Origin of the sequence: Pseudomonas trivialis (assembly GCF_001439805.1) — a bacterium.
Lineage (GTDB): Bacteria > Pseudomonadota > Gammaproteobacteria > Pseudomonadales > Pseudomonadaceae > Aquipseudomonas > Aquipseudomonas trivialis.
This window is the reverse complement of the sequence record NZ_JYLK01000008.1, coordinates 129,883-148,948: the sequence shown is the minus strand read 5'-3', so window position 1 is coordinate 148,948 and position 19,066 is coordinate 129,883. Positions and strand designations below refer to the sequence as shown.

Here is a 19,066-nt window from a genome sequence, read left to right as displayed (position 1 = left end):
GGTTTTGTGCTGACTGTACCGGCCTCATCGGGGGCAAGCCCCCTCCCACATTTTGTTCTGTGAACGCATTCGAAGTGTGGGAGGGGGCTTGCCCCCGATGAGGCCCTTGAGAGCCCCGCAAACCCCGAATCAGAACTTATCGAGCGTCTTGAGCCTGGTCTCGCGCACCACTTCCTTCGGCTTGTACGCGCAGTACCCCGGCCGCGGGCCGATTTTCGGGTGGTTGCGGCAGGTATCCGGGCGCTTGTCATAAATAGTGCAGAAGCGCGTCTTACGATCCAGGTACAGGCAATCGTTGTTGCTCATGCGCTGCAGGGTGAAGATCTCGGATTTGTTGTTGTAGCGCTCGACGATGCCTTCCTTCTGCAACCGCTTGGCGATGTTCTTCGGCGGGTCACCGCGCTCGAATTCGTCGACGATGCCAATGCGGATCAGGTCCTTGATCTTCACCTCGACCGGCAGCGTGCAGCAGCTGGACACGCAGCCGCCGCACATGTGGGCGGAATATTTCTGCCAGGTTTCCAGACGGTCGAGTTCCGCGGCGGCGATCAGTTGAGGCTTCATCAGGGTTCCAGGGTGGGGCGGTAGCAGGGCGCGCGATCATACCGGGATTGGTGTTTTTTTGAACAATATTTTGCGGGTTTCGGCCAAAAGGCACGGTTGAGCCAAAAGCGGGCACGGCGCCTGCATCAAATTCACCAAACCGTTAATGAGTTAAAAAACTGACGAACCGCAGCCGCTACCGTCTGTCAGACGGTCTAGGCTCTAGCAACTCCTTCTATCTCGCCCGAGGTCGCAATTGATGTCTCAGGAACCACTTGCACGAGAAGCAGAGGTAGCCGCATTTCGCGATGCCGTCTTGACCAAACTCACCTACGCCGTGGGCAAGGATCCGGATCACGCCTTCGACCACGACTGGTTCGAAGCCATTGCCCTGGCCGCCCGCGACCAGATGGTTGACCACTGGATGGGCCACACGCGGCGTATCTACCGCAACGGCCAGAAGCGGGTGTATTACCTCTCTCTGGAATTTCTGATTGGCCGCTTGCTGTTCGACAGCCTGAGCAACCTGGGCGTGCTGGAGATCGCGCGCGAAGCGCTGGCTGAGTTGGGCGTCGACCTTGAGCGCATTCGTCTGCTGGAGCCCGATGCGGCGCTCGGCAACGGTGGCCTGGGGCGTCTGGCGGCTTGCTTCATGGAAAGCATGTCGACCCTCGGTATTGCCGGGCACGGTTACGGCATTCGTTACGAGCACGGTTTGTTCCGCCAGGCGATTGTCGATGGCTGGCAACAGGAGCAGACCGAGCGCTGGCTGGATTTCGGCAACCCGTGGGAATTCGAACGGGCCGAGGTGATTTACCCGATCGGCTTTGGCGGCAGCGTCGAAACCCTGGCGGACGCCTCGGGCAAGATGATCCAGGTGTGGTCGCCGGGCGAAACCGTGCGCGCGGTGGCCTACGACACGCCCGTGGTCGGCTGGCGCGGCGCCAGCGTCAACACCCTGCGCCTTTGGCGCGCGCGGGCCGTGGAGGACTTGCACCTGGAGCGCTTCAACGCCGGTGATCACCTGGGCGCCGTCGCCGAAGTGGCCCGTGCCGAAAGTATTTCCCGCGTGCTTTACCCGGCCGACAGCACCGAAGCCGGGCAGGAACTGCGCCTGCGCCAGGAATACTTCTTCGTCTCCGCCTCGCTGCAGGATCTGCTGCGCCGCCACAAGAACATGCACGGCTCGGTACTGAGCCTGGGCGAACACGCCGCGATCCAGCTCAACGACACTCACCCGTCCATTGCCGTGGCCGAGCTGATGCGTCAGTTGGTGGACCTGCACGACATTCCCTGGGAAGCCGCGTGGGACGTGACCGTCGAAACGCTGTCCTACACCAATCACACCCTGTTGCCAGAGGCTCTGGAAACCTGGCCGGTCGGCTTGATGGAGCGCATGCTGCCCCGGCACATGCAGATCATCTACCTGATCAATGCCCAGCACATCGACTCGCTGCGCGCCAAAGGCATCCACGATTTCGACGTGCTGCGCGCCGTTTCGCTGATCGAGGAAGACAACGGCCGCCGCGTGCGCATGGGTAACCTGGCGTTCCTCGGTTCCCACAGCATCAATGGCGTGTCGGGCCTGCACACTCAGTTGATGCGCAGCACCGTGTTCTCTGAACTGCACAAGCTCTACCCGGAGCGCATCAACAACAAAACCAACGGCATCACCTTCCGCCGCTGGCTTTACCAGGCCAACCCCAAGCTCACGCAGATGCTGGTGGACGCGCTCGGGCCGGACATTCTCGACACCATGGAAACCCGCCTGACGGAGCTTGAAACCTTCGCCGAGAAACAGGCCTTCCGCAAAGCCTTCGCCGACCAGCGTCTGCACAGCAAGCGTGCGCTGGCCGAGATCATCCATGAGCGCCTGGGCATTTCGGTCAACCCGGCGGCGATGTTCGACGTACAGGTCAAGCGTATCCACGAGTACAAGCGCCAACTGCTGAACCTGCTGCACACCGTGGCGCTGTACCAGGCGATCCGTGCCGAGCCGGGCACCGACTGGGTGCCACGCGTGAAGATCTTCGCGGGCAAGGCGGCGGCGAGTTATCACCAGGCCAAGCTGATTATCAAGCTGACCAACGACATCGCGCGCACTGTGAACAACGACCCGACCGTGCGTGGTCTGCTCAAAGTGGTGTTCCTGCCCAACTACAACGTGAGCCTGGCGGAAAGCATCATTCCGGCGGCGGACTTGTCGGAGCAGATTTCCACCGCCGGCTTCGAGGCCTCGGGCACCAGCAACATGAAGTTCGGCCTCAATGGCGCGCTTACCATCGGCACCATGGATGGCGCGAATGTGGAGATGCACGAGCAGGTCGGCGCCGAGCACATGTTCATCTTCGGTCTCAGCGCGCAGCAGGTTGAAGCCCGCAAGCACGCCGGTGAATTCAGCGCCGGGCCGGACATCGCTGCGTCCCATCGTCTCAACGACGTGCTGCAGGCGATTCGTGGCGGCGTGTTTTCGCCGGATGACCCGGGCCGCTATGTGGGCCTGGTCGACGGGCTGATCGACTACGACCGGTTCCTGGTGTGCGCCGACTTCGATTCCTACTGGGACGCCCAGGCACGGGTCGAAGCGCACTGGCACGACGCCAAGGCGTGGTGGCGTTCGGCGGTGCTCAATACCGCGCGCATGGGCTGGTTCAGCTCGGACCGCACGATCCGCGAGTACGCCACCGAAATCTGGAAAGCGCTCGACTAGACGATGCAATGTGTGTGAGGGGGCGTGCTCCCTCACGCATTGGATCTGTTGCCAGACCATGAACTCTATTGCGCTTAAATCCTCTGATGAGAGGATTTAAGCCCCGACTCGCGCTAAACTGCGCGGGTTTTCAGCCCCCCATTGTCCGGAGCCTTACATGTCCCGCGTTACCTTGAGTCGCTATTTGATCGAGCAGACCCGCAGCAATAACACGCCTGCCGATCTGCGCTTCCTTATCGAAGTGGTGGCGCGTGCCTGCAAGGAAATCAGCCACGCCGTTTCCAAAGGCGCGTTGGGCGGTGTCCTGGGCAGCATGGGCACTGAAAACGTGCAGGGCGAAGTGCAGAAGAAGCTCGACGTGATCTCCAACGAGATCCTGCTCGAAGCCAACGAATGGGGCGGTCACCTGGCCGGCATGGCGTCCGAGGAAATGGACAATGCCTACCAGATCCCGGGCAAATACCCGAAGGGCGCCTACCTGTTGGTATTCGACCCGTTGGACGGCTCGTCCAACATCGACATCAATGCCCCGGTCGGCACCATCTTTTCGGTACTGCGTTGCCCGAATGAATACCTGAGCCAGAACGAAGCGCTGAACGAAAAGGCCTTCCTGCAGCCAGGCACCGAGCAGGTTGCTGCCGGTTATGCGATCTACGGTCCGCAGACCATGCTGGTGCTGACCCTGGGCGACGGCGTAAAAGGCTTCACTCTGGACCGCGAAATGGGCAGCTTCGTACTCACCCACGAAGACATCACCATTCCTGCGTCCACCCAGGAATTTGCGATCAACATGTCCAACCAGCGTCACTGGGAAGAGCCGGTGACCCGCTATGTTGGCGAGCTGATGGCTGGCGAAGAAGGCCCGCTGAAGAAAAACTTCAACATGCGCTGGGTGGCTGCGATGGTGGCCGACGTGCACCGTATCCTCACCCGTGGTGGCTTGTTCATGTACCCGCGCGACAGCCGCGAGCCGTCCAAGCCGGGCAAGCTGCGCCTGATGTACGAAGCCAACCCGATGTCGTTCCTGGTTGAGCAGGCCGGCGGCGCGTCCACCGACGGCCACCAGCGCATCCTCGACATCCAGCCTGAAGGGCTGCACCAGCGTGTGGCGGTGTTTTTGGGTTCGAAGGAAGAAGTTGAGCGTGTGACGGCGTATCACAAGCAGTAAGCGAGTGCGATGAACAATCCGCCAGGTTGTGAGGCGGATCACCCTTGAAGAAGCCCCGAAACGTTTCAGCGTTTTCGGGGTTTTTTTGTTTTTGCGCGTCGGGAACCAGACCCCCCTTTTCCCTTCTAAGCTTCTGGCAGATACCCATGCTGCTTCGTCCCTCAGGAGTTCATCCATGTCGTTACGTCGTCTCGCCTTGCTGACTTTTTGCGTGCTGCTGGCCGCTTGCAGCAAAGTCAATCAAGAGAATTTCGCGAAGTTGTCGGCCGGGATGCCCAGGGCCGAGGTGGAGTCACTGCTGGGGAAGCCGACTGACTGTTCCGGCGCACTGGGCATGTCCAGTTGCACCTGGGGCGATAAAAACAGCTTTATCAGCGTTCAATATGCCGGTGACAGGGTTGTGTTGTTTTCCGGGCAAGGCCTGAAGTAAACCGGGGCGCAAGCCTGCGGGAGAAGAAGAATGATGCGTTTTGTTTTGTTTCTTTGCGCCAGCCTGTTTTTGGCGGGCTGCGCCAGCCATTCTGGCGATGATCTGCAACCCAAGACCGCGAGCAACGTCAACCTCAAGCGTTACCAGGGCACCTGGTACGAGTTGGCGCGATTGCCGATGTACTTCCAGCGCAACTGCGCGCAGTCGGAAGCTCGCTACAGCCTGCTGCCCGATGGCGACATGTCGGTGTTCAACCGCTGCCTGACCACCGAGTGGAAGTGGGAAGAAGCCAAGGGCACCGCCACGCCGCAAGTGCCGGGCAAGACCGACAAGCTCTGGGTGGAATTCAATAACTGGTTTACCGCGCTGCTGCCGGGCGTTGCCAAGGGCGACTACTGGGTATTGTACGTCAGCGATGACTACAAGACCGCCATTGTCGGCAGCCCGAGCCGTCGCTATATGTGGATCCTGTCGCGTACACCAACGGTGAGCGCCGACACCCGTGAAGACCTGCTCAGCAGGGCGAGGCAGCAGGGCTATGACACCACGCGTCTGATCTTCCGCACCTCGGACAAGCAGATGGCCAAGACTTCGCAATAACCTCGACAACACCCTGAACCCAATGTGGGAGGGAGCAAGCCCCCTCCCGCATTGTTTATCCGAGTAGAGTCCTCAACACCTGCGTGAACACCCTCGCGCTTTCCTCTTCATCGGCATGATGCCCGTCCCGCACCACCCACTTGCCGTTCACCAGCACGTCGCGCACCTGCCGATCACCCCCGGCGAACAGCCAGCGATTGAGAATCCCATCCTCGCTCGCCGTGGCCAGGTACGGATCATTACCGTCCAGCACGATCCAGTCCGCCCGCTTGCCCACCTCCAATCGACCAATAGGCTGACCCAGCGCCTGGGCCCCACCGTCCAGCGCGGCATCAAACAGCGTGCGGCCGACCATCGGCTGAGCGGAGCGATACAGACGATTGCGCCGCTGATCCCGCAACCGCTGGCCATATTCCAGCCAGCGCAGTTCCTCCACCACGCTCAGCGACACATGACTGTCGGAGCCGATCCCCATGCGCCCGCCTTGGGCGAGAAAATCCACCGCCGGGAAAATCCCGTCACCCAGGTTTGCCTCGGTGGTCAGACACAATCCTGCAATCGCTCGGCTTCTGGCCATGCGCGCGACTTCGTCCGCATCGGCGTGGGTGGCGTGCACCAGGCACCAGCGCTCATCGACCTCAACGTTGTCATACAGCCATTGCAGCGGGCGCTTGCCGCTCCAGGCCAGGCAATCGTCGACTTCTTTCTGCTGCTCGGCGATGTGGATATGCACGGGGCACGCCTTGTCGCTGGCTGCCAGCACGTCGTGGATCTGCTGCGGGGTGACCGCACGCAACGAGTGGACGCACAGCCCCAGGTGCTGCGCCGGTTGCGTTGCCAGGATCGGTCGCAAGCGGGCCTGCAACTCCAGGTAGCTGTCCGTGCTGTTGATAAAACGCCGCTGGCCCTCGTTCGGCGCCTGGCCACCAAAGCCTGCGTGGGTATAGAGCACCGGCAACAACGTCAGGCCGATACCGCTGGCGGCGGCCGCCTGGCTGATCTGCCGCGACAGCTCGGCGCGGTCGGCGTAAGGCTGACCGCTGACCTCGTGATGCACGTAATGAAACTCGGCCACCGAGGTGTAGCCGGCCTTGAGCATTTCGATGTACAGCTGGCGCGCGATCACCTGCAACTGGTCCGGGCTGATCTTGCCGACCATGCGGTACATCAGCTCGCGCCAGGTCCAGAAACTGTCGTTCGGGTTGCCCGCCACTTCCGCCAGGCCGGCCATGGCGCGCTGGAAGGCATGGGAATGCAGGTTCGGCATGCCGGCCAACAGCGGGCCTCTGAGTCGCTCGGCGCCCTCTGCGTCGGCATTGGCCTCGACCCGAGTCAACAGGCCGTCAGCGCCCACCTCAAGGCGTACATCATTGGCCCATCCATCAGGCAGCAGCGCGCGTTCGGCAAAGAATGCGGACATGATCAGAAGACTCCGGTCGTGTGTTTATTTGTATATACATATACAGACGTTTGCCTGCTCGGTAAACTCCGGCAATCTATGCTTCTTTTTTCCCTGCAAGGATTCCCCGTGCCGACTCCGCCTGCCAAGTCTCCGCTGGCTGCCCACATGGACGAAAGTCCGGCGCCCTTGTATGCCCGCGTCAAACAGATGATCAGCCAGCAGATTCTCACCGGCAACTGGCCGCCCCATTACCGCGTGCCGTCGGAAAGCGAACTGGTCAGCCAGTTGGGCTTCAGCCGCATGACCATCAACCGTGCCCTGCGCGAACTCACCGCCGAAGGGTTGCTGGTGCGCATGCAGGGCGTGGGCACATTCGTCGCCGAACCCAAGAGCCAGTCGGCGCTGTTCGAAGTGCACAACATTGCCGATGAGATTGCCTCGCGCGGCCATCGTCACACCTGCCAGGTCATCCACCTGTGCGAAGAGGCTGCCGGTTCCGAGCGCGCCGTTGCGCTGGAAATGCGTGAAGGCGGGCGGGTGTTCCACTCGCTGATCGTGCACTACGAAAACGATATCCCCGTGCAGATCGAAGACCGCTTCGTCAACGCCGCAGTCGCGCCCGACTACCTGCAGCAGGACTTCACCCAGCAAACGCCCTATGCGTACCTCAACCAGGTAGCACCGCTCACCGAAGGCGAGCACGTGGTAGAGGCAATTCTCGCTGACGCCGCCGAATGCAAACTGCTGCAGATCGAGCCGAGCGAACCCTGCCTGTTGATTCGCCGGCGTACCTGGTCGGGTCGCCAGCCGGTAACGGCCGCGCGCTTGATCCACCCCGGTTCCCGTCACAGCCTCGAAGGGCGTTTCAGCAAATGAGTGAAATCAGCGTGTGGCGCGCCACCGATTACGTGCGCATGCCCTGGAAAAATGGCGGCGGCAGCACCGAAGAAATCACCCGCGATGCAGGCGAAGGCCTGGAGGGGTTTGGCTGGCGTTTGTCGATTGCCGATATTGCCGAGTCGGGCGGGTTCTCCACCTTCGCCGGCTACCAGCGCGTGATCACCGTGATCAAGGGCGCTGGCATGGTGCTGACCGTGGACGGCGAAGAGCAGCGCGGCCTGCTGCCGCTGCAACCCTTCGCTTTCAGCGGCGACAGCCAGGTGTCCTGCCGGCTGATCACCGGGCCGATTCGCGATTTCAACCTGATCTATTCGCCCCGGCGTTACCACGCGCGTTTGCAATGGGTGGACGGCGTGCAGCGCTTTTTCAGCACCGCGCAGACGGTGCTGGTGTTCAGCGTGGCGGATGAAGTGAAGGTGCTGGACCAGAAGCTGGGTCATCACGATTGCCTGCAAGTGCAGGGTAATACCGGCTTGCTGGACATCGCGGTCAGCGGCCGCTGCTGCCTGATCGAACTGACCGCGCGCGGTTAAAAAATGTGGGAGGGGGCTTGCTCCCGATAGCAGTGGGTCATTGCCAAATGGGCTGACTGACACACCGCCATCGGGAGCAAGCCCCCTCCCACATTTTCTCTGCGGTGTTTACAAATCGGCGCACCAATTTGTTACCGAATGCCCCAGCGTGATGCAGCTCCAGCATTTCGCCCTCATTGAAAACACCCACCCAAGAAATGTCAGAAAGCCCCCAAAGCCTTAATTCACAAGGCTTCCGCGCACTGAATAAAAATACCTTCGGACGGATTCAACAAGTTGGCCGCTCGATTGCATATGCTTGTACATACAAGTAAAGGTGTGTGCGTAAGACTCTTCTTTCCACGCACCTGTTCGCGCATCGATCGCCGAGGAGTCAGCGTTGTGACCAAGCCTACCCAGTACCGTGATGTCGAAATCCGTGCCGCCCGCGGTAACACGCTCACCGCCAAAAGCTGGCTGACCGAAGCGCCGCTGCGCATGTTGATGAACAACCTCGACCCGCAAGTGGCCGAGAACCCGAAAGAACTGGTGGTGTACGGCGGCATTGGCCGTGCGGCGCGCAACTGGGAGTGCTACGACCAGATCGTCGAGAGCCTTACCCATCTGAACGACGACGAAACCCTGCTGGTGCAATCGGGCAAGCCGGTCGGCGTGTTCAAAACCCACAGCAACGCGCCGCGCGTGCTCATCGCCAACTCCAACCTGGTGCCGCACTGGGCCAGTTGGGAACACTTCAACGAACTGGATGCCAAGGGCTTGGCCATGTACGGCCAGATGACCGCCGGCAGCTGGATCTACATCGGCAGCCAGGGCATCGTCCAGGGCACCTACGAAACCTTCGTCGAAGCCGGTCGCCAACATTACGACAGCAACCTCAAGGGCCGCTGGGTGCTCACCGCCGGCCTCGGTGGCATGGGCGGCGCGCAGCCACTCGCGGCGACGCTGGCCGGTGCGTGCTCGCTGAACATCGAATGCCAGCAGGTCAGCATCGATTTCCGTCTGGCCAGCCGCTATGTCGACGAGCAGGCCACCGACCTCGACGACGCCCTGGCCCGCATCGCCAAGTACACCCAGGAAGGCAAAGCCATTTCCATCGCCCTGCTGGGTAACGCCGCCGAAATCCTGCCGGAGCTGGTCGAGCGCGGCGTGCGCCCGGACATGGTCACCGACCAGACCAGCGCCCACGACCCGCTCAACGGCTACCTGCCGGCCGGCTGGACCTGGGACGAATACCGCGCCCGCGCCAAAACCGAGCCGGCCGTCGTGATCCAGGCCGCCAAGCAGTCGATGGCCGTGCACGTCAGGGCCATGCTCGAATTCCAGAAGCAGGGCATCCCGACCTTCGACTACGGCAATAACATCCGCCAGATGGCCCAGGAAGTCGGCGTGGAAAACGCCTTCGATTTTCCGGGCTTCGTGCCGGCCTATATCCGCCCGCTGTTCTGCCGTGGCATCGGCCCGTTCCGCTGGGCCGCGCTGTCGGGCGACCCGCAGGACATCTACAAGACCGACGCCAAAGTCAAAGAGTTGATTCCGGACGACGCCCACCTGCACAACTGGCTGGACATGGCGCGTGAACGCATCAGCTTCCAGGGCCTGCCGGCGCGTATCTGCTGGGTCGGCCTGGGCCAGCGCGCCAAGCTGGGCCTGGCCTTCAACGAAATGGTACGCAGCGGCGAGCTGTCGGCACCGGTGGTAATCGGTCGCGATCACCTGGACTCCGGCTCGGTGGCCAGCCCCAACCGCGAAACCGAATCCATGCAGGACGGTTCCGACGCCGTGTCCGACTGGCCGCTGCTCAATGCCTTGCTCAACACCGCGAGCGGCGCGACCTGGGTCTCGCTGCACCACGGCGGTGGCGTGGGCATGGGCTTCTCCCAGCATTCGGGCATGGTCATCGTCTGCGACGGCACCGATGAAGCGGCCGAACGCATCGCGCGGGTATTGCACAACGACCCGGCCACCGGGGTGATGCGGCATGCGGACGCCGGCTACCAGATCGCGATCGACTGCGCCAAAGAGCAGGGCCTGAACCTGCCGATGATCAAATAAAGACCGGCTCGGTTGTTGTGGGAGCCGGGCTTGCCCGCGATGCAGGCGACTCGGTTTGTCAGTAAGACCGAGGTGATGCCATCGCGGGCAAGCCAGCTCCCACAGAAGAGCAATGCGCATGCAGAACAATCCATCAGAGGTTGAACAACAATGGCTGTAAATGACGCTCGTGCAAGCAGCACCGCGCTGATCGAAAAACGTTCGATCGATTACATCCCGGAAGCGGAAAGACACGGTCGTCTCTTGAGCCAGTTCACCCTGTGGCTCGGTGCCAACCTGCAGATCACCGCCATCGTCACCGGGGCCCTGGCCGTGGTGTTGGGCGGTGATGTGTTCTGGTCGTTGATCGGTCTGTTGATCGGCCAACTGATCGGCGGTGGCGTCATGGCCCTGCATGCGGCGCAAGGGCCCAAACTCGGCCTGCCGCAGATGATCTCCAGTCGTGTACAGTTCGGCGTGTACGGCGCGGCCATCCCGATTGTGCTGGTGTGCCTGATGTACCTGGGCTTCACCGCCACTGGCACTGTGCTGTCGGGCCAGGCGCTGGGCCAGCTGTTCGGCGTCAGCGACAACACCGGTATCCTGATGTTCGCCAGTGTCATCGTGCTTGTCACGGTGCTTGGCTATCGGGTGATCCATTTCATCGGCCGCGTCGCCAGCGTCATTGGGGTGGTGGCGTTTGTCTATCTGTTCAGCCGTCTGATGAGCCAGGCCGACATCGGCGCGCTCCTGCAAATCCGTCACTTCAGCTGGAGCAGTTTCCTGCTGGCGGTGTCGCTCGCGGCCTCCTGGCAGATCGCATTCGGCCCGTACGTGGCGGACTACTCACGCTACCTGCCAAGCCGCACGTCCTCACTGAAAACCTTCCTCGCCGCCGGTGCCGGTTCGGTGATCGGCGCGCAGGTGGCGATGATCCTCGGTGTGTTCGCCGCCGCGTTGTCCAACGGGCAATTCGCCGGTCACGAAGTGGCCTACATCGTCGGCCTGGGCGGCACGGGGGCCACCGCTGCGTTGCTGTATTTCAGCATTGCGTTCGGCAAGGTCACGATTTCCACCCTGAACTCCTACGGCAGCTTCATGTGCATCGCCACCATCATCAGCGGCTTTCGCGGTCGCCTGGAGGTCACGCGCTGGCAACGGCTGGGGTTCGTGCTGGTCATCGTCGGCGCGGCAACCCTGATCGCGCTGCTCGGCCAGCACTCGTTCCTCGGTGCGTTCAAGTCGTTCATCCTGTTTCTGCTGGCGTTCTTCACGCCGTGGAGCGCGATCAACCTGGTCGACTATTACTGCATCACCCGCGAGCGCTATGACGTGCCGGCCCTGGCCGATCCGAACGGACGCTACGGGCGCTGGAACCTGCTGGGCATCAGCGTCTATGTGTTTGGCGTGCTGGTGCAGTTGCCGTTCATCTCCACCCAGTTCTACACCGGCCCGCTGGTGGCCGGCCTCGGTGACGTGGATATCTCCTGGATCATCGGCCTGGTGCTGCCCGCCGGCCTGTATTACCTGTGCGCAAAAAAATGGCACAGCGCTGTACCTGACCACCTGATCCTGCCGCCAGAGCAGGGCGCTGCGCCAATAAAAACCAGGCCGGTTGCACAGGCCTGATGGGACGTGGACAGGGCAGGATGCCTACTGACTGCCGTAATCCATTTCAAGATTGGGAGCGTCACCACAATGAAAATACATAAGACCCTGCTGGCCACGCTGTTTCTGGCAAGCGCCGGCGCCCAGGCGGCCGGTTGGTGCGAATCCGGCAAGCCGGTGAAGTTCGCAGGCCTCAATTGGGAAAGCGGCATGCTGCTGACCGACATCCTGCAAACCGTGCTGGAAAAAGGCTACGACTGCAAAACCGACAGCCTGCCGGGCAACTCCATCACCATGGAAAATGCCCTGGGCAGTAACGACATTCAGGTGTTCGCTGAAGAGTGGGTGGGCCGCAGCGAAGTCTGGAACAAGGCCGAGAAGGCCGGCAAGGTCGTGGGCGTCGGCGCACCTATCGTCGGTGCGATCGAGGGCTGGTATGTGCCACGTTACGTGATCGAAGGCGACGCCAAGCGCAAGCTCGAAGCCAAGGCGCCGGACCTCAAGAGCATTGCGGACCTGGGCAAATACGCAGCGGTATTCAAGGACCCGGAAGAACCGTCCAAGGGCCGCTTCTACAACTGCCCGGCCGGCTGGACCTGTGAGCTGGACAACAGCGAAATGCTGAAAAGCTACGGCCTGGAGAACACCTACACCAACTTCCGCCCGGGCACCGGCCCTGCGCTGGATGCGGCAGTGCTGTCGAGCTACAAGCGTGGCGAGCCGATCCTGTTCTACTACTGGTCGCCCACGCCGCTGATGGGTCAGGTCGACCTGGTCAAGCTGCAGGAAAAACCCGGCGTGGATAAAAGCGTGAGCATCAAGGTCGGCCTGTCCAAGGCATTCCATGAACAGGCGCCGGAACTGGTGGCCGTGCTGGAAAAGGTCAACCTGCCGATCGACCTGCTCAACCAGAACCTGGGTCGCATGGCCAAGGAACGTATCGAATCGCCGAAACTGGCGAAAATATTCCTCAAGGAACATCCTGAGGTCTGGCACGCCTGGGTCAGCGACGAGGCCGCCAAAAAAATCGACGCGGCCTTGTAGGTCAAGCGCGTCCGGCTACCCTGAAGGGCTGGCCGGGCGCCCGGCCACACCCCATTGGATCGAGAGCACGCTATGTTTCCCGAGAGTTTTACGTTTTCAATCGCCGACTGGGTCAACGAGTGGGTGGACGCATTGGTCACCAACTATGGCGATGTGTTCCGGCACATCTCCGACACCTTGCTATGGGCCATCGTCAACCTGGAAGGTCTGCTGCGCGCCGCGCCCTGGTGGCTGATGCTGGCGATTGTCGGCGCCGTTGCCTGGCACGCCACGCGCAAGGTGGTGACCACCGCCGTGATCGTCGGTTTGCTGTTTCTGGTGGGCGCGGTCGGCCTGTGGGACAAGCTGATGCAAACCCTGGCGCTGATGATGGTCGCCACGGTGATCTCGGTGCTGATTGGCATTCCGCTGGGCATCCTGTCGGCGCGCAGCAATCGCCTGCGTGCGGTGCTGATGCCGCTGCTCGACATCATGCAAACCATGCCCAGCTTCGTGTACCTGATCCCGGTACTGATGCTGTTCGGCCTGGGCAAGGTGCCGGCGATCTTCGCCACGGTGATCTACGCCGCGCCGCCGCTGATTCGCCTCACAGACCTTGGCATTCGCCAGGTTGATCGCGAAGTGATGGAAGCGATCAACGCCTTTGGTGCCAACCGTTGGCAGCAACTGTTCGGCGTGCAATTGCCGCTGGCGCTGCCGAGCATCATGGCGGGCATCAACCAGACCACCATGATGGCGTTGTCGATGGTGGTGATCGCCTCGATGATCGGCGCCCGTGGCCTGGGTGAAGACGTGCTGGTCGGCATTCAGACCCTCAACGTTGGCCGTGGCCTTGAAGCCGGCCTTGCGATCGTGATTCTCGCGGTGGTCATCGACCGCATCACCCAGGCCTATGGTCGTCCACGGCATGAGGCGAGCAAATGAGTACCGTCAGCAAAATTGAAGTCAGGAACGTGTTCAAGATTTTCGGCAATCGATCCAAAGACGCGCTGGCCATGATCGGCCAGGGCAAGACCAAGGATGAGGTTCTGGCCGAAACCGGTTGCGTGGTCGGCGTGAATGACCTGTCCCTGAGCATCGCCACCGGCGAGATCTTTGTGATCATGGGGCTGTCGGGTTCCGGCAAGTCGACCCTGGTGCGCCACTTCAACCGCCTGATCGACCCCACCAGCGGCGCGATCCTGGTGGACGGTGAAGACATCCTGCAACTGGACATGGATGCCCTGCGCCACTTCCGTCGGCACAAAATCAGCATGGTGTTCCAGAGCTTCGGCCTGCTGCCGCACAAGAGCGTGCTCGACAACGTTGCCTACGGCCTCAAGGTGCGCGGCGAAAGCAAGCAGGTGTGCAGCGAACGCGCGACGCACTGGATCGACACCGTGGGCCTCAAGGGCTACGAAAACAAATACCCGCACCAGCTTTCCGGCGGCATGCGTCAGCGCGTCGGCCTGGCCCGCGCGCTGGCGGCCGACACCGACATCATCCTGATGGACGAAGCCTTCAGCGCCCTCGACCCGCTGATCCGCGCCGAGATGCAGGACCAGTTGCTCGAGCTGCAAAAGACCCTGCACAAGACCATCGTGTTCATCACCCACGATCTGGACGAGGCCGTGCGCATCGGCAACCGCATTGCGATCCTCAAGGACGGCAAGCTGATCCAGGTCGGCACGCCGCGCGAGATTCTGCACTCGCCGGCGGATGAGTATGTGGACCGGTTTGTTCAGCGGCGGGCGGCGGTGGTCTGATCAGGGTTTTGTGGTGAGCCGGCCAGTGAAGCTGCAAAGCAATTGAAGAAGGTACAAAGATGCCCCAGCCAGCAACAATGCTCATCGCCGACGCCCCCCTGCGCTGGCAGGACGTGGTCGCCGTCGCCCGCCACGGCGCCGTGCTCGAACTGTCGGGCCAGGCCTGGGCGCGCATCGACAATGCCCAGGCCATCGTGCAGCGCATTGTCGCCAGCGGCGAGCGTGCCTATGGCGTCAACACCGGGTTGGGGGCGCTGTGCAATGTGTCGCTGGAGGGCGAGCAGCTCAGCCAGCTGTCGCGCAATACCTTGCTGAGCCACGCCTGCGGCGTCGGCCCGGCACTGAGTGACGAGCAGACCCGTGCGATCATCTGCGCCGCCATCATCAACTACTGCCACGGCCACTCCGGCCTGCATCGACAGGTGGTGCAGGCACTGCTGGGGTTGCTCAACCACGGCATAACTCCGCAAGTGCCGTCCCAGGGATCGGTGGGGTATCTGACCCATATGGCCCATGTCGGCGTGGCCTTGCTGGGAATTGGCGACGTGAGCTATCGCGGCCGGATCGTCCCGGCGCAGGACGCATTGCAGGCCGAAGGGCTGCAGCCTGTGATGCTCGGCGCCAAGGACGGTTTGTGCCTGGTCAACGGCACGCCGTGCATGACCGGCCTGAGCTGCCTGGCCCTGGCCGATGCACATCACCTGCTGCAATGGGCCGATGTAATCGGCGCCATGAGCTTCGAGGCCCAGCGCGGCCAGCTCGATGCGTTTGACGAAGAGATCCTCGCCCTCAAGCGCCACCCCGGCATGCAGCGCGTCGGCAGCAACCTGCGCGCGCTGCTCGACGGCAGTGAAGTGATCGCCGGCAGCAGGGGCATCCGCACCCAGGACGCCCTGAGCCTGCGCTCGATCCCGCAGATCCACGGCGCCTCGCGCGATCAGGTGGAGCACGCGACCCGCCAGATCGAAACCGAGCTCAACGGCGCCACCGACAACCCGCTGCTGCTTGGCACGCCGGACCATTACCGCGTGGTGTCCCAGGCCAACCCCCACGGTCAGTCCGTGGCCATGGCCGCCGACCTGCTCGCCATCGCCATGGCCGAAATCGGCGCGGTGGCCGAGCGTCGGCTGGATCGCTTGATCAACCCGCACGTCAGCGGTCTGCCGGCCTTTCTGGTGAGCAATCCCGGGGTAAATTCGGGAATGATGATCGTGCAATACGTCGCCGCCTCACTGTGCGGGCAGAACCGCCAGCTGGCGCAACCGGCGGTGCTCGATAACTTTGTCACCTCGGGCCTGCAGGAAGACCACCTGAGCATGGGCACCAACGCCGCGCTCAAGCTGCACCAGTTGCTGGCCAACGTGACGCGGATTCTGGCCATCGAATACCTGCTGGCCGCGCAGGCCTTCGAGTTTCTCAAGGACCAGCGCTTCGGCGCAGGCACCGACCGCGCCTGGCGTCTGCTGCGCGAGGTGGTCCCCGCGTATGAGCAGGACCGCTGGCTGGCGCCGGACATTGAAGCCGCCGCCAGGGTGCTCACCAACACTGCTTTACCGAATTTGCATTGAAATCAAAAAATAATTCACAAGGAGCATGAACGTGACTGCACTCAACCTGATTCCAGGGCAACTGAGCCTTGCCCAGCTGCGCACCGTCTACCAGCAGCCGGTCACCCTCAGCCTGGATGACAGTGCATCGAGCCAGATCGAAGCCAGTGTGGCCTGCGTGGAACAGATTCTTGCCGAGAACCGCACCGCCTACGGCATCAATACCGGATTCGGCCTGCTGGCCTCGACCCGCATCGCCAGCGAAGACCTGGAAAACCTGCAGCGCTCGCTGGTGCTGTCCCACGCCGCCGGCGTCGGCGAACCCATCAGCGACGCGTTGGTGCGGCTGGTCATGGTGCTCAAGGTCAACAGCCTGAGCCGTGGGTTTTCCGGGATCCGTCGTCAGGTGATCGACGCGCTGATCGCGCTGATCAACGCCGAGGTCTACCCGCACATTCCGCTCAAGGGTTCGGTGGGGGCCTCCGGTGACCTCGCCCCCCTGGCGCACATGTCCCTGGTGCTGCTGGGCGAGGGCAAGGCGCGCTACAAGGGTGAATGGCTGACGGCCGTGGACGCGCTGAAAATCGCCGGCCTCACGCCGCTGACCCTCGCCGCCAAGGAAGGCCTGGCGCTGCTCAACGGCACCCAGGTGTCCACCGCCTACGCCTTGCGCGGGCTGTTTGAAGGCGAAGACCTGTTTGCCGGCGCGCTTGTCTGCGGCGCCCTCACGGTTGAAGCGGTACTGGGCTCGCGCTCACCGTTCGACGCGCGAATCCACGCCGCGCGCGGCCAGCGTGGGCAGATCGATGCGGCGGCGGCCTACCGAACGCTGCTCGGCGACAGCAGCCAGGTGTCGCAGTCGCACCAGAACTGCGACAAGGTGCAGGACCCTTACTCCCTGCGCTGCCAACCGCAAGTCATGGGCGCCTGCCTGACCCAGTTGCGCCAGGCGGCCGAGGTGCTGGGGGTCGAAGCCAACGCGGTGTCGGACAACCCGCTGGTGTTCGCCGCCGAAGGTGATGTGATCTCCGGCGGCAACTTCCACGCCGAGCCGGTGGCGATGGCCGCCGACAACATGGCGCTGGCGCTGGCTGAAATCGGTGCGCTGAGCGAGCGGCGCATCTCGTTGATGATGGACAAGCACATGTCGCAATTGCCGCCGTTTCTGGTGGGCAATGGCGGGGTCAACTCCGGTTTCATGATCGCCCAGGTCACGGCCGCCGCGTTGGCCAGCGAGAACAAGGCCCTGGCCCATCCCCACAGCGTCGACAGCCTGCCTACCTCTGCCAATCAGGAAGACCACGTGTCAATGGCCCCGGCCGCCGGCAAGCGTCTGTGGGAAATGGCCGAGAACACCCGAGGCATCCTCGCCGTGGAATGGCTGGCAGCCTGCCAGGGCCTGGACCTGCGCGACGGCCTCAAGACCTCGCCGGTACTTGAACAGGCCCGAGGCTTGCTGCGCGATAAAGTGGCGTTCTACGACAAGGACCGCTTCTTCGCCCCGGACATCATCGCCGCCAGCGAACTGCTTGCCGGTCGCTGCCTGAACGAGCTGGTGCCGGCGCCGTTGCTGCCGAGTCTGTAACGAGGAGGTTGGATGAAAACCCTTTGGCAACACTGTCACGTCGCAACCATGGCTGACGGCAAGTACTCGATCATCGAGGATGCCGCCCTGGTCACCGCCCACTCGCTGATCGAATGGATCGGCCCGCGCAGCCAGTTGCCGGTGGCGGACTACGCTCAAGTGCATGACCTGCAGGGCGCCTGGGTCACCCCCGGGCTGATCGACTGCCATACCCATGCCGTGTTCGGCGGCAACCGCAGCGGCGAATTCGAGCAACGCCTTCAGGGCGTGAGCTACGCCGAGATCGCCGCCCAGGGCGGCGGCATTGCCAGCACCGTGCGTGCCACGCGTGCCGCCAGCGAAGACGAGCTGTTCGCCAGCGCCGAAAAGCGCCTGCGCAGCCTGTTGCACGACGGCGTGACCACGGTGGAGATCAAGTCCGGCTATGGCCTGGACCTTGCCAACGAACGCAAGATGCTGCGCGTGGCCCGTCGCCTCGGTAATGCGCTGCCGGTGAGCGTGCGCGCCACCTGCCTGGCCGCACACGCACTGCCACCGGAATACAAGGACCGTGCCGACGACTACATCGAGCATATCTGCAACGAGATGCTGCCGGCCCTGGCGGCAGAGGGGCTGGTGGATGCCGTCGACGCGTTCTGCGAGTACCTGGCGTTTTCCACCGAGCAAGTGGAGCGCGTGTTCAAGGTTGCCCGGCAGCTCGGCGTGCCGGTGAAGCTGCACGCCGAGCAATTGTCGTCGCTGCACGGCTCCAGCCTGGCGGCGCGCTACCACGCGCTGTCGGCCGATCATCTGGAGTTCATGACCGAAGAAGACGCCATCGCCATGGCCGCCTCCGGCACTGTGGCGGTATTGCTGCCGGGCGCGTTCTACTTCCTGCGCGAAACCCGGCTGCCGCCGATGGACGCCCTGCGCAAACACGGCGTGAAAATCGCCATCGCCAGCGACCTCAACCCCGGCACCTCGCCGGCACTGTCGCTACGTCTGATGCTCAATATGGCGTGCACGCTGTTCCGCATGACCCCGGAAGAAGCCCTGGCCGGCGCCACGCGGCATGCGGCCACCGCGCTGGGCATGGGCGACAGCCATGGTTCGCTGGAAGTGGGCAAGGTCGCCGATTTTGTCGCCTGGCAGATTGATCGCCCCGCCGACCTGGCCTACTGGCTGGGTGGCGAACTGGACAAACGCGTGGTGCGCCACGGCGTCGACGTCACTGTGTAAGG

At 62.6% G+C, this 19,066-nt stretch carries 16 protein-coding genes; 14 read left to right on the top strand and 2 right to left on the bottom strand.

Features of this window, described 5'->3' with window-relative positions; genetic code table 11:
* Positions 1–129 precede the first annotated feature (129 nt).
* Entirely contained in the window at positions 130–564 is a 435-nt protein-coding gene (locus TU79_RS14145) for a YkgJ family cysteine cluster protein (RefSeq protein ID WP_057008553.1), read from the bottom strand.
* A gap of 238 nt (positions 565–802) precedes the next feature.
* Between TU79_RS14145 and TU79_RS14140 the strand changes: the two genes are divergently transcribed.
* The 4 genes from TU79_RS14140 to TU79_RS14125 all read left to right on the top strand — a co-directional run bounded on the left by TU79_RS14140 (position 803) and on the right by TU79_RS14125 (position 5,451).
* The gene (locus tag TU79_RS14140) at positions 803–3,253 is read left to right on the top strand and encodes a glycogen/starch/alpha-glucan phosphorylase (protein WP_057008552.1); all 2,451 of its coding nucleotides are present in this window, start codon (positions 803–805) and stop codon (positions 3,251–3,253) included.
* A gap of 157 nt (positions 3,254–3,410) precedes the next feature.
* Positions 3,411–4,421, top strand: a complete 1,011-nt coding sequence (locus TU79_RS14135) for a class 1 fructose-bisphosphatase (RefSeq protein WP_057008551.1) — start codon at positions 3,411–3,413, stop codon at positions 4,419–4,421.
* A gap of 175 nt (positions 4,422–4,596) precedes the next feature.
* Positions 4,597–4,851: a hypothetical protein gene (locus tag TU79_RS14130; protein ID WP_057008550.1), complete on the top strand. Its 255-nt coding sequence runs from the start codon at positions 4,597–4,599 to the stop codon at positions 4,849–4,851.
* Between the two features lie 30 nt (positions 4,852–4,881).
* Positions 4,882–5,451, top strand: a complete 570-nt coding sequence (locus TU79_RS14125) for a lipocalin family protein (protein WP_057008549.1) — start codon at positions 4,882–4,884, stop codon at positions 5,449–5,451.
* A 55-nt stretch (positions 5,452–5,506) separates the two neighbouring features.
* Here TU79_RS14125 and TU79_RS14120 read toward each other — a convergent pair whose 3' ends face one another.
* A complete protein-coding gene (locus TU79_RS14120) occupies positions 5,507–6,871 on the bottom strand; it encodes a formimidoylglutamate deiminase (protein WP_057008548.1) in 1,365 nt (454 codons plus the stop codon).
* A gap of 147 nt (positions 6,872–7,018) precedes the next feature.
* On the opposite strand from TU79_RS14120, the gene hutC reads away from it, so the two are divergent.
* From hutC to hutI, 10 genes are all read left to right on the top strand, one after another.
* The gene (hutC, locus tag TU79_RS14115) at positions 7,019–7,729 is read left to right on the top strand and encodes a histidine utilization transcriptional repressor HutC (protein ID WP_169895309.1); all 711 of its coding nucleotides are present in this window, start codon (positions 7,019–7,021) and stop codon (positions 7,727–7,729) included.
* A complete protein-coding gene (locus TU79_RS14110) occupies positions 7,726–8,286 on the top strand; it encodes a HutD/Ves family protein (protein WP_057008546.1) in 561 nt (186 codons plus the stop codon). Before hutC ends, TU79_RS14110 begins: the two co-directional genes overlap by 4 nt.
* A 381-nt stretch (positions 8,287–8,667) precedes the next feature.
* Positions 8,668–10,338: a urocanate hydratase gene (gene hutU / locus TU79_RS14105; RefSeq protein ID WP_057008545.1), complete on the top strand. Its 1,671-nt coding sequence runs from the start codon at positions 8,668–8,670 to the stop codon at positions 10,336–10,338.
* A 150-nt stretch (positions 10,339–10,488) separates the two neighbouring features.
* Complete coding sequence (locus TU79_RS14100; protein ID WP_057008544.1) at positions 10,489–11,946, top strand: purine-cytosine permease family protein; 1,458 nt, start codon at positions 10,489–10,491, stop codon at positions 11,944–11,946.
* A 69-nt stretch (positions 11,947–12,015) separates the two neighbouring features.
* The gene (locus TU79_RS14095; protein ID WP_057008543.1) at positions 12,016–12,969 is read left to right on the top strand and encodes an ABC transporter substrate-binding protein; all 954 of its coding nucleotides are present in this window, start codon (positions 12,016–12,018) and stop codon (positions 12,967–12,969) included.
* Between the two features lie 72 nt (positions 12,970–13,041).
* Positions 13,042–13,893, top strand: coding sequence for an ABC transporter permease (locus TU79_RS14090; protein ID WP_057008542.1), 852 nt, complete (start codon positions 13,042–13,044; stop codon positions 13,891–13,893).
* Positions 13,890–14,714 carry a quaternary amine ABC transporter ATP-binding protein gene (locus tag TU79_RS14085; RefSeq protein WP_057008541.1) on the top strand — a complete coding sequence of 275 codons (825 nt, stop codon included), beginning with the start codon at positions 13,890–13,892 and terminating at the stop codon, positions 14,712–14,714. Before TU79_RS14090 ends, TU79_RS14085 begins: the two co-directional genes overlap by 4 nt.
* 59 nt (positions 14,715–14,773) lie before the next feature.
* Complete coding sequence (locus tag TU79_RS14080; protein ID WP_057008540.1) at positions 14,774–16,282, top strand: HAL/PAL/TAL family ammonia-lyase; 1,509 nt, start codon at positions 14,774–14,776, stop codon at positions 16,280–16,282.
* Between the two features lie 25 nt (positions 16,283–16,307).
* Complete coding sequence (hutH, locus tag TU79_RS14075) at positions 16,308–17,846, top strand: histidine ammonia-lyase (RefSeq protein ID WP_139136832.1); 1,539 nt, start codon at positions 16,308–16,310, stop codon at positions 17,844–17,846.
* Between the two features lie 12 nt (positions 17,847–17,858).
* Positions 17,859–19,064 (top strand): imidazolonepropionase, encoded by a 1,206-nt coding sequence (hutI, locus tag TU79_RS14070; RefSeq protein ID WP_057008539.1) that lies wholly within the window; start codon positions 17,859–17,861, stop codon positions 19,062–19,064.
* The last annotated feature ends 2 nt before the right edge of the window (positions 19,065–19,066 follow it).

What these genes read in the sequence shown, in the direction of transcription:
- TU79_RS14145 (WP_057008553.1), bottom strand. Translation starts at nt 564, where the DNA reads ATGAAGCCTCAACTGATCGCCGCCGCGGAACTCGACCGTCTGGAAACC.
- TU79_RS14140 (WP_057008552.1), top strand. Translation starts at nt 803, where the DNA reads ATGTCTCAGGAACCACTTGCACGAGAAGCAGAGGTAGCCGCATTTCGC.
- TU79_RS14135 (WP_057008551.1), top strand. Translation starts at nt 3,411, where the DNA reads ATGTCCCGCGTTACCTTGAGTCGCTATTTGATCGAGCAGACCCGCAGC.
- TU79_RS14130 (WP_057008550.1), top strand. Translation starts at nt 4,597, where the DNA reads ATGTCGTTACGTCGTCTCGCCTTGCTGACTTTTTGCGTGCTGCTGGCC.
- TU79_RS14125 (WP_057008549.1), top strand. Translation starts at nt 4,882, where the DNA reads ATGATGCGTTTTGTTTTGTTTCTTTGCGCCAGCCTGTTTTTGGCGGGC.
- TU79_RS14120 (WP_057008548.1), bottom strand. Translation starts at nt 6,871, where the DNA reads ATGTCCGCATTCTTTGCCGAACGCGCGCTGCTGCCTGATGGATGGGCC.
- hutC (WP_169895309.1), top strand. Translation starts at nt 7,019, where the DNA reads ATGGACGAAAGTCCGGCGCCCTTGTATGCCCGCGTCAAACAGATGATC.
- TU79_RS14110 (WP_057008546.1), top strand. Translation starts at nt 7,726, where the DNA reads ATGAGTGAAATCAGCGTGTGGCGCGCCACCGATTACGTGCGCATGCCC.
- TU79_RS14100 (WP_057008544.1), top strand. Translation starts at nt 10,489, where the DNA reads ATGGCTGTAAATGACGCTCGTGCAAGCAGCACCGCGCTGATCGAAAAA.
- TU79_RS14095 (WP_057008543.1), top strand. Translation starts at nt 12,016, where the DNA reads ATGAAAATACATAAGACCCTGCTGGCCACGCTGTTTCTGGCAAGCGCC.
- TU79_RS14090 (WP_057008542.1), top strand. Translation starts at nt 13,042, where the DNA reads ATGTTTCCCGAGAGTTTTACGTTTTCAATCGCCGACTGGGTCAACGAG.
- TU79_RS14085 (WP_057008541.1), top strand. Translation starts at nt 13,890, where the DNA reads ATGAGTACCGTCAGCAAAATTGAAGTCAGGAACGTGTTCAAGATTTTC.
- TU79_RS14080 (WP_057008540.1), top strand. Translation starts at nt 14,774, where the DNA reads ATGCCCCAGCCAGCAACAATGCTCATCGCCGACGCCCCCCTGCGCTGG.
- hutH (WP_139136832.1), top strand. Translation starts at nt 16,308, where the DNA reads ATGAACGTGACTGCACTCAACCTGATTCCAGGGCAACTGAGCCTTGCC.
- hutI (WP_057008539.1), top strand. Translation starts at nt 17,859, where the DNA reads ATGAAAACCCTTTGGCAACACTGTCACGTCGCAACCATGGCTGACGGC.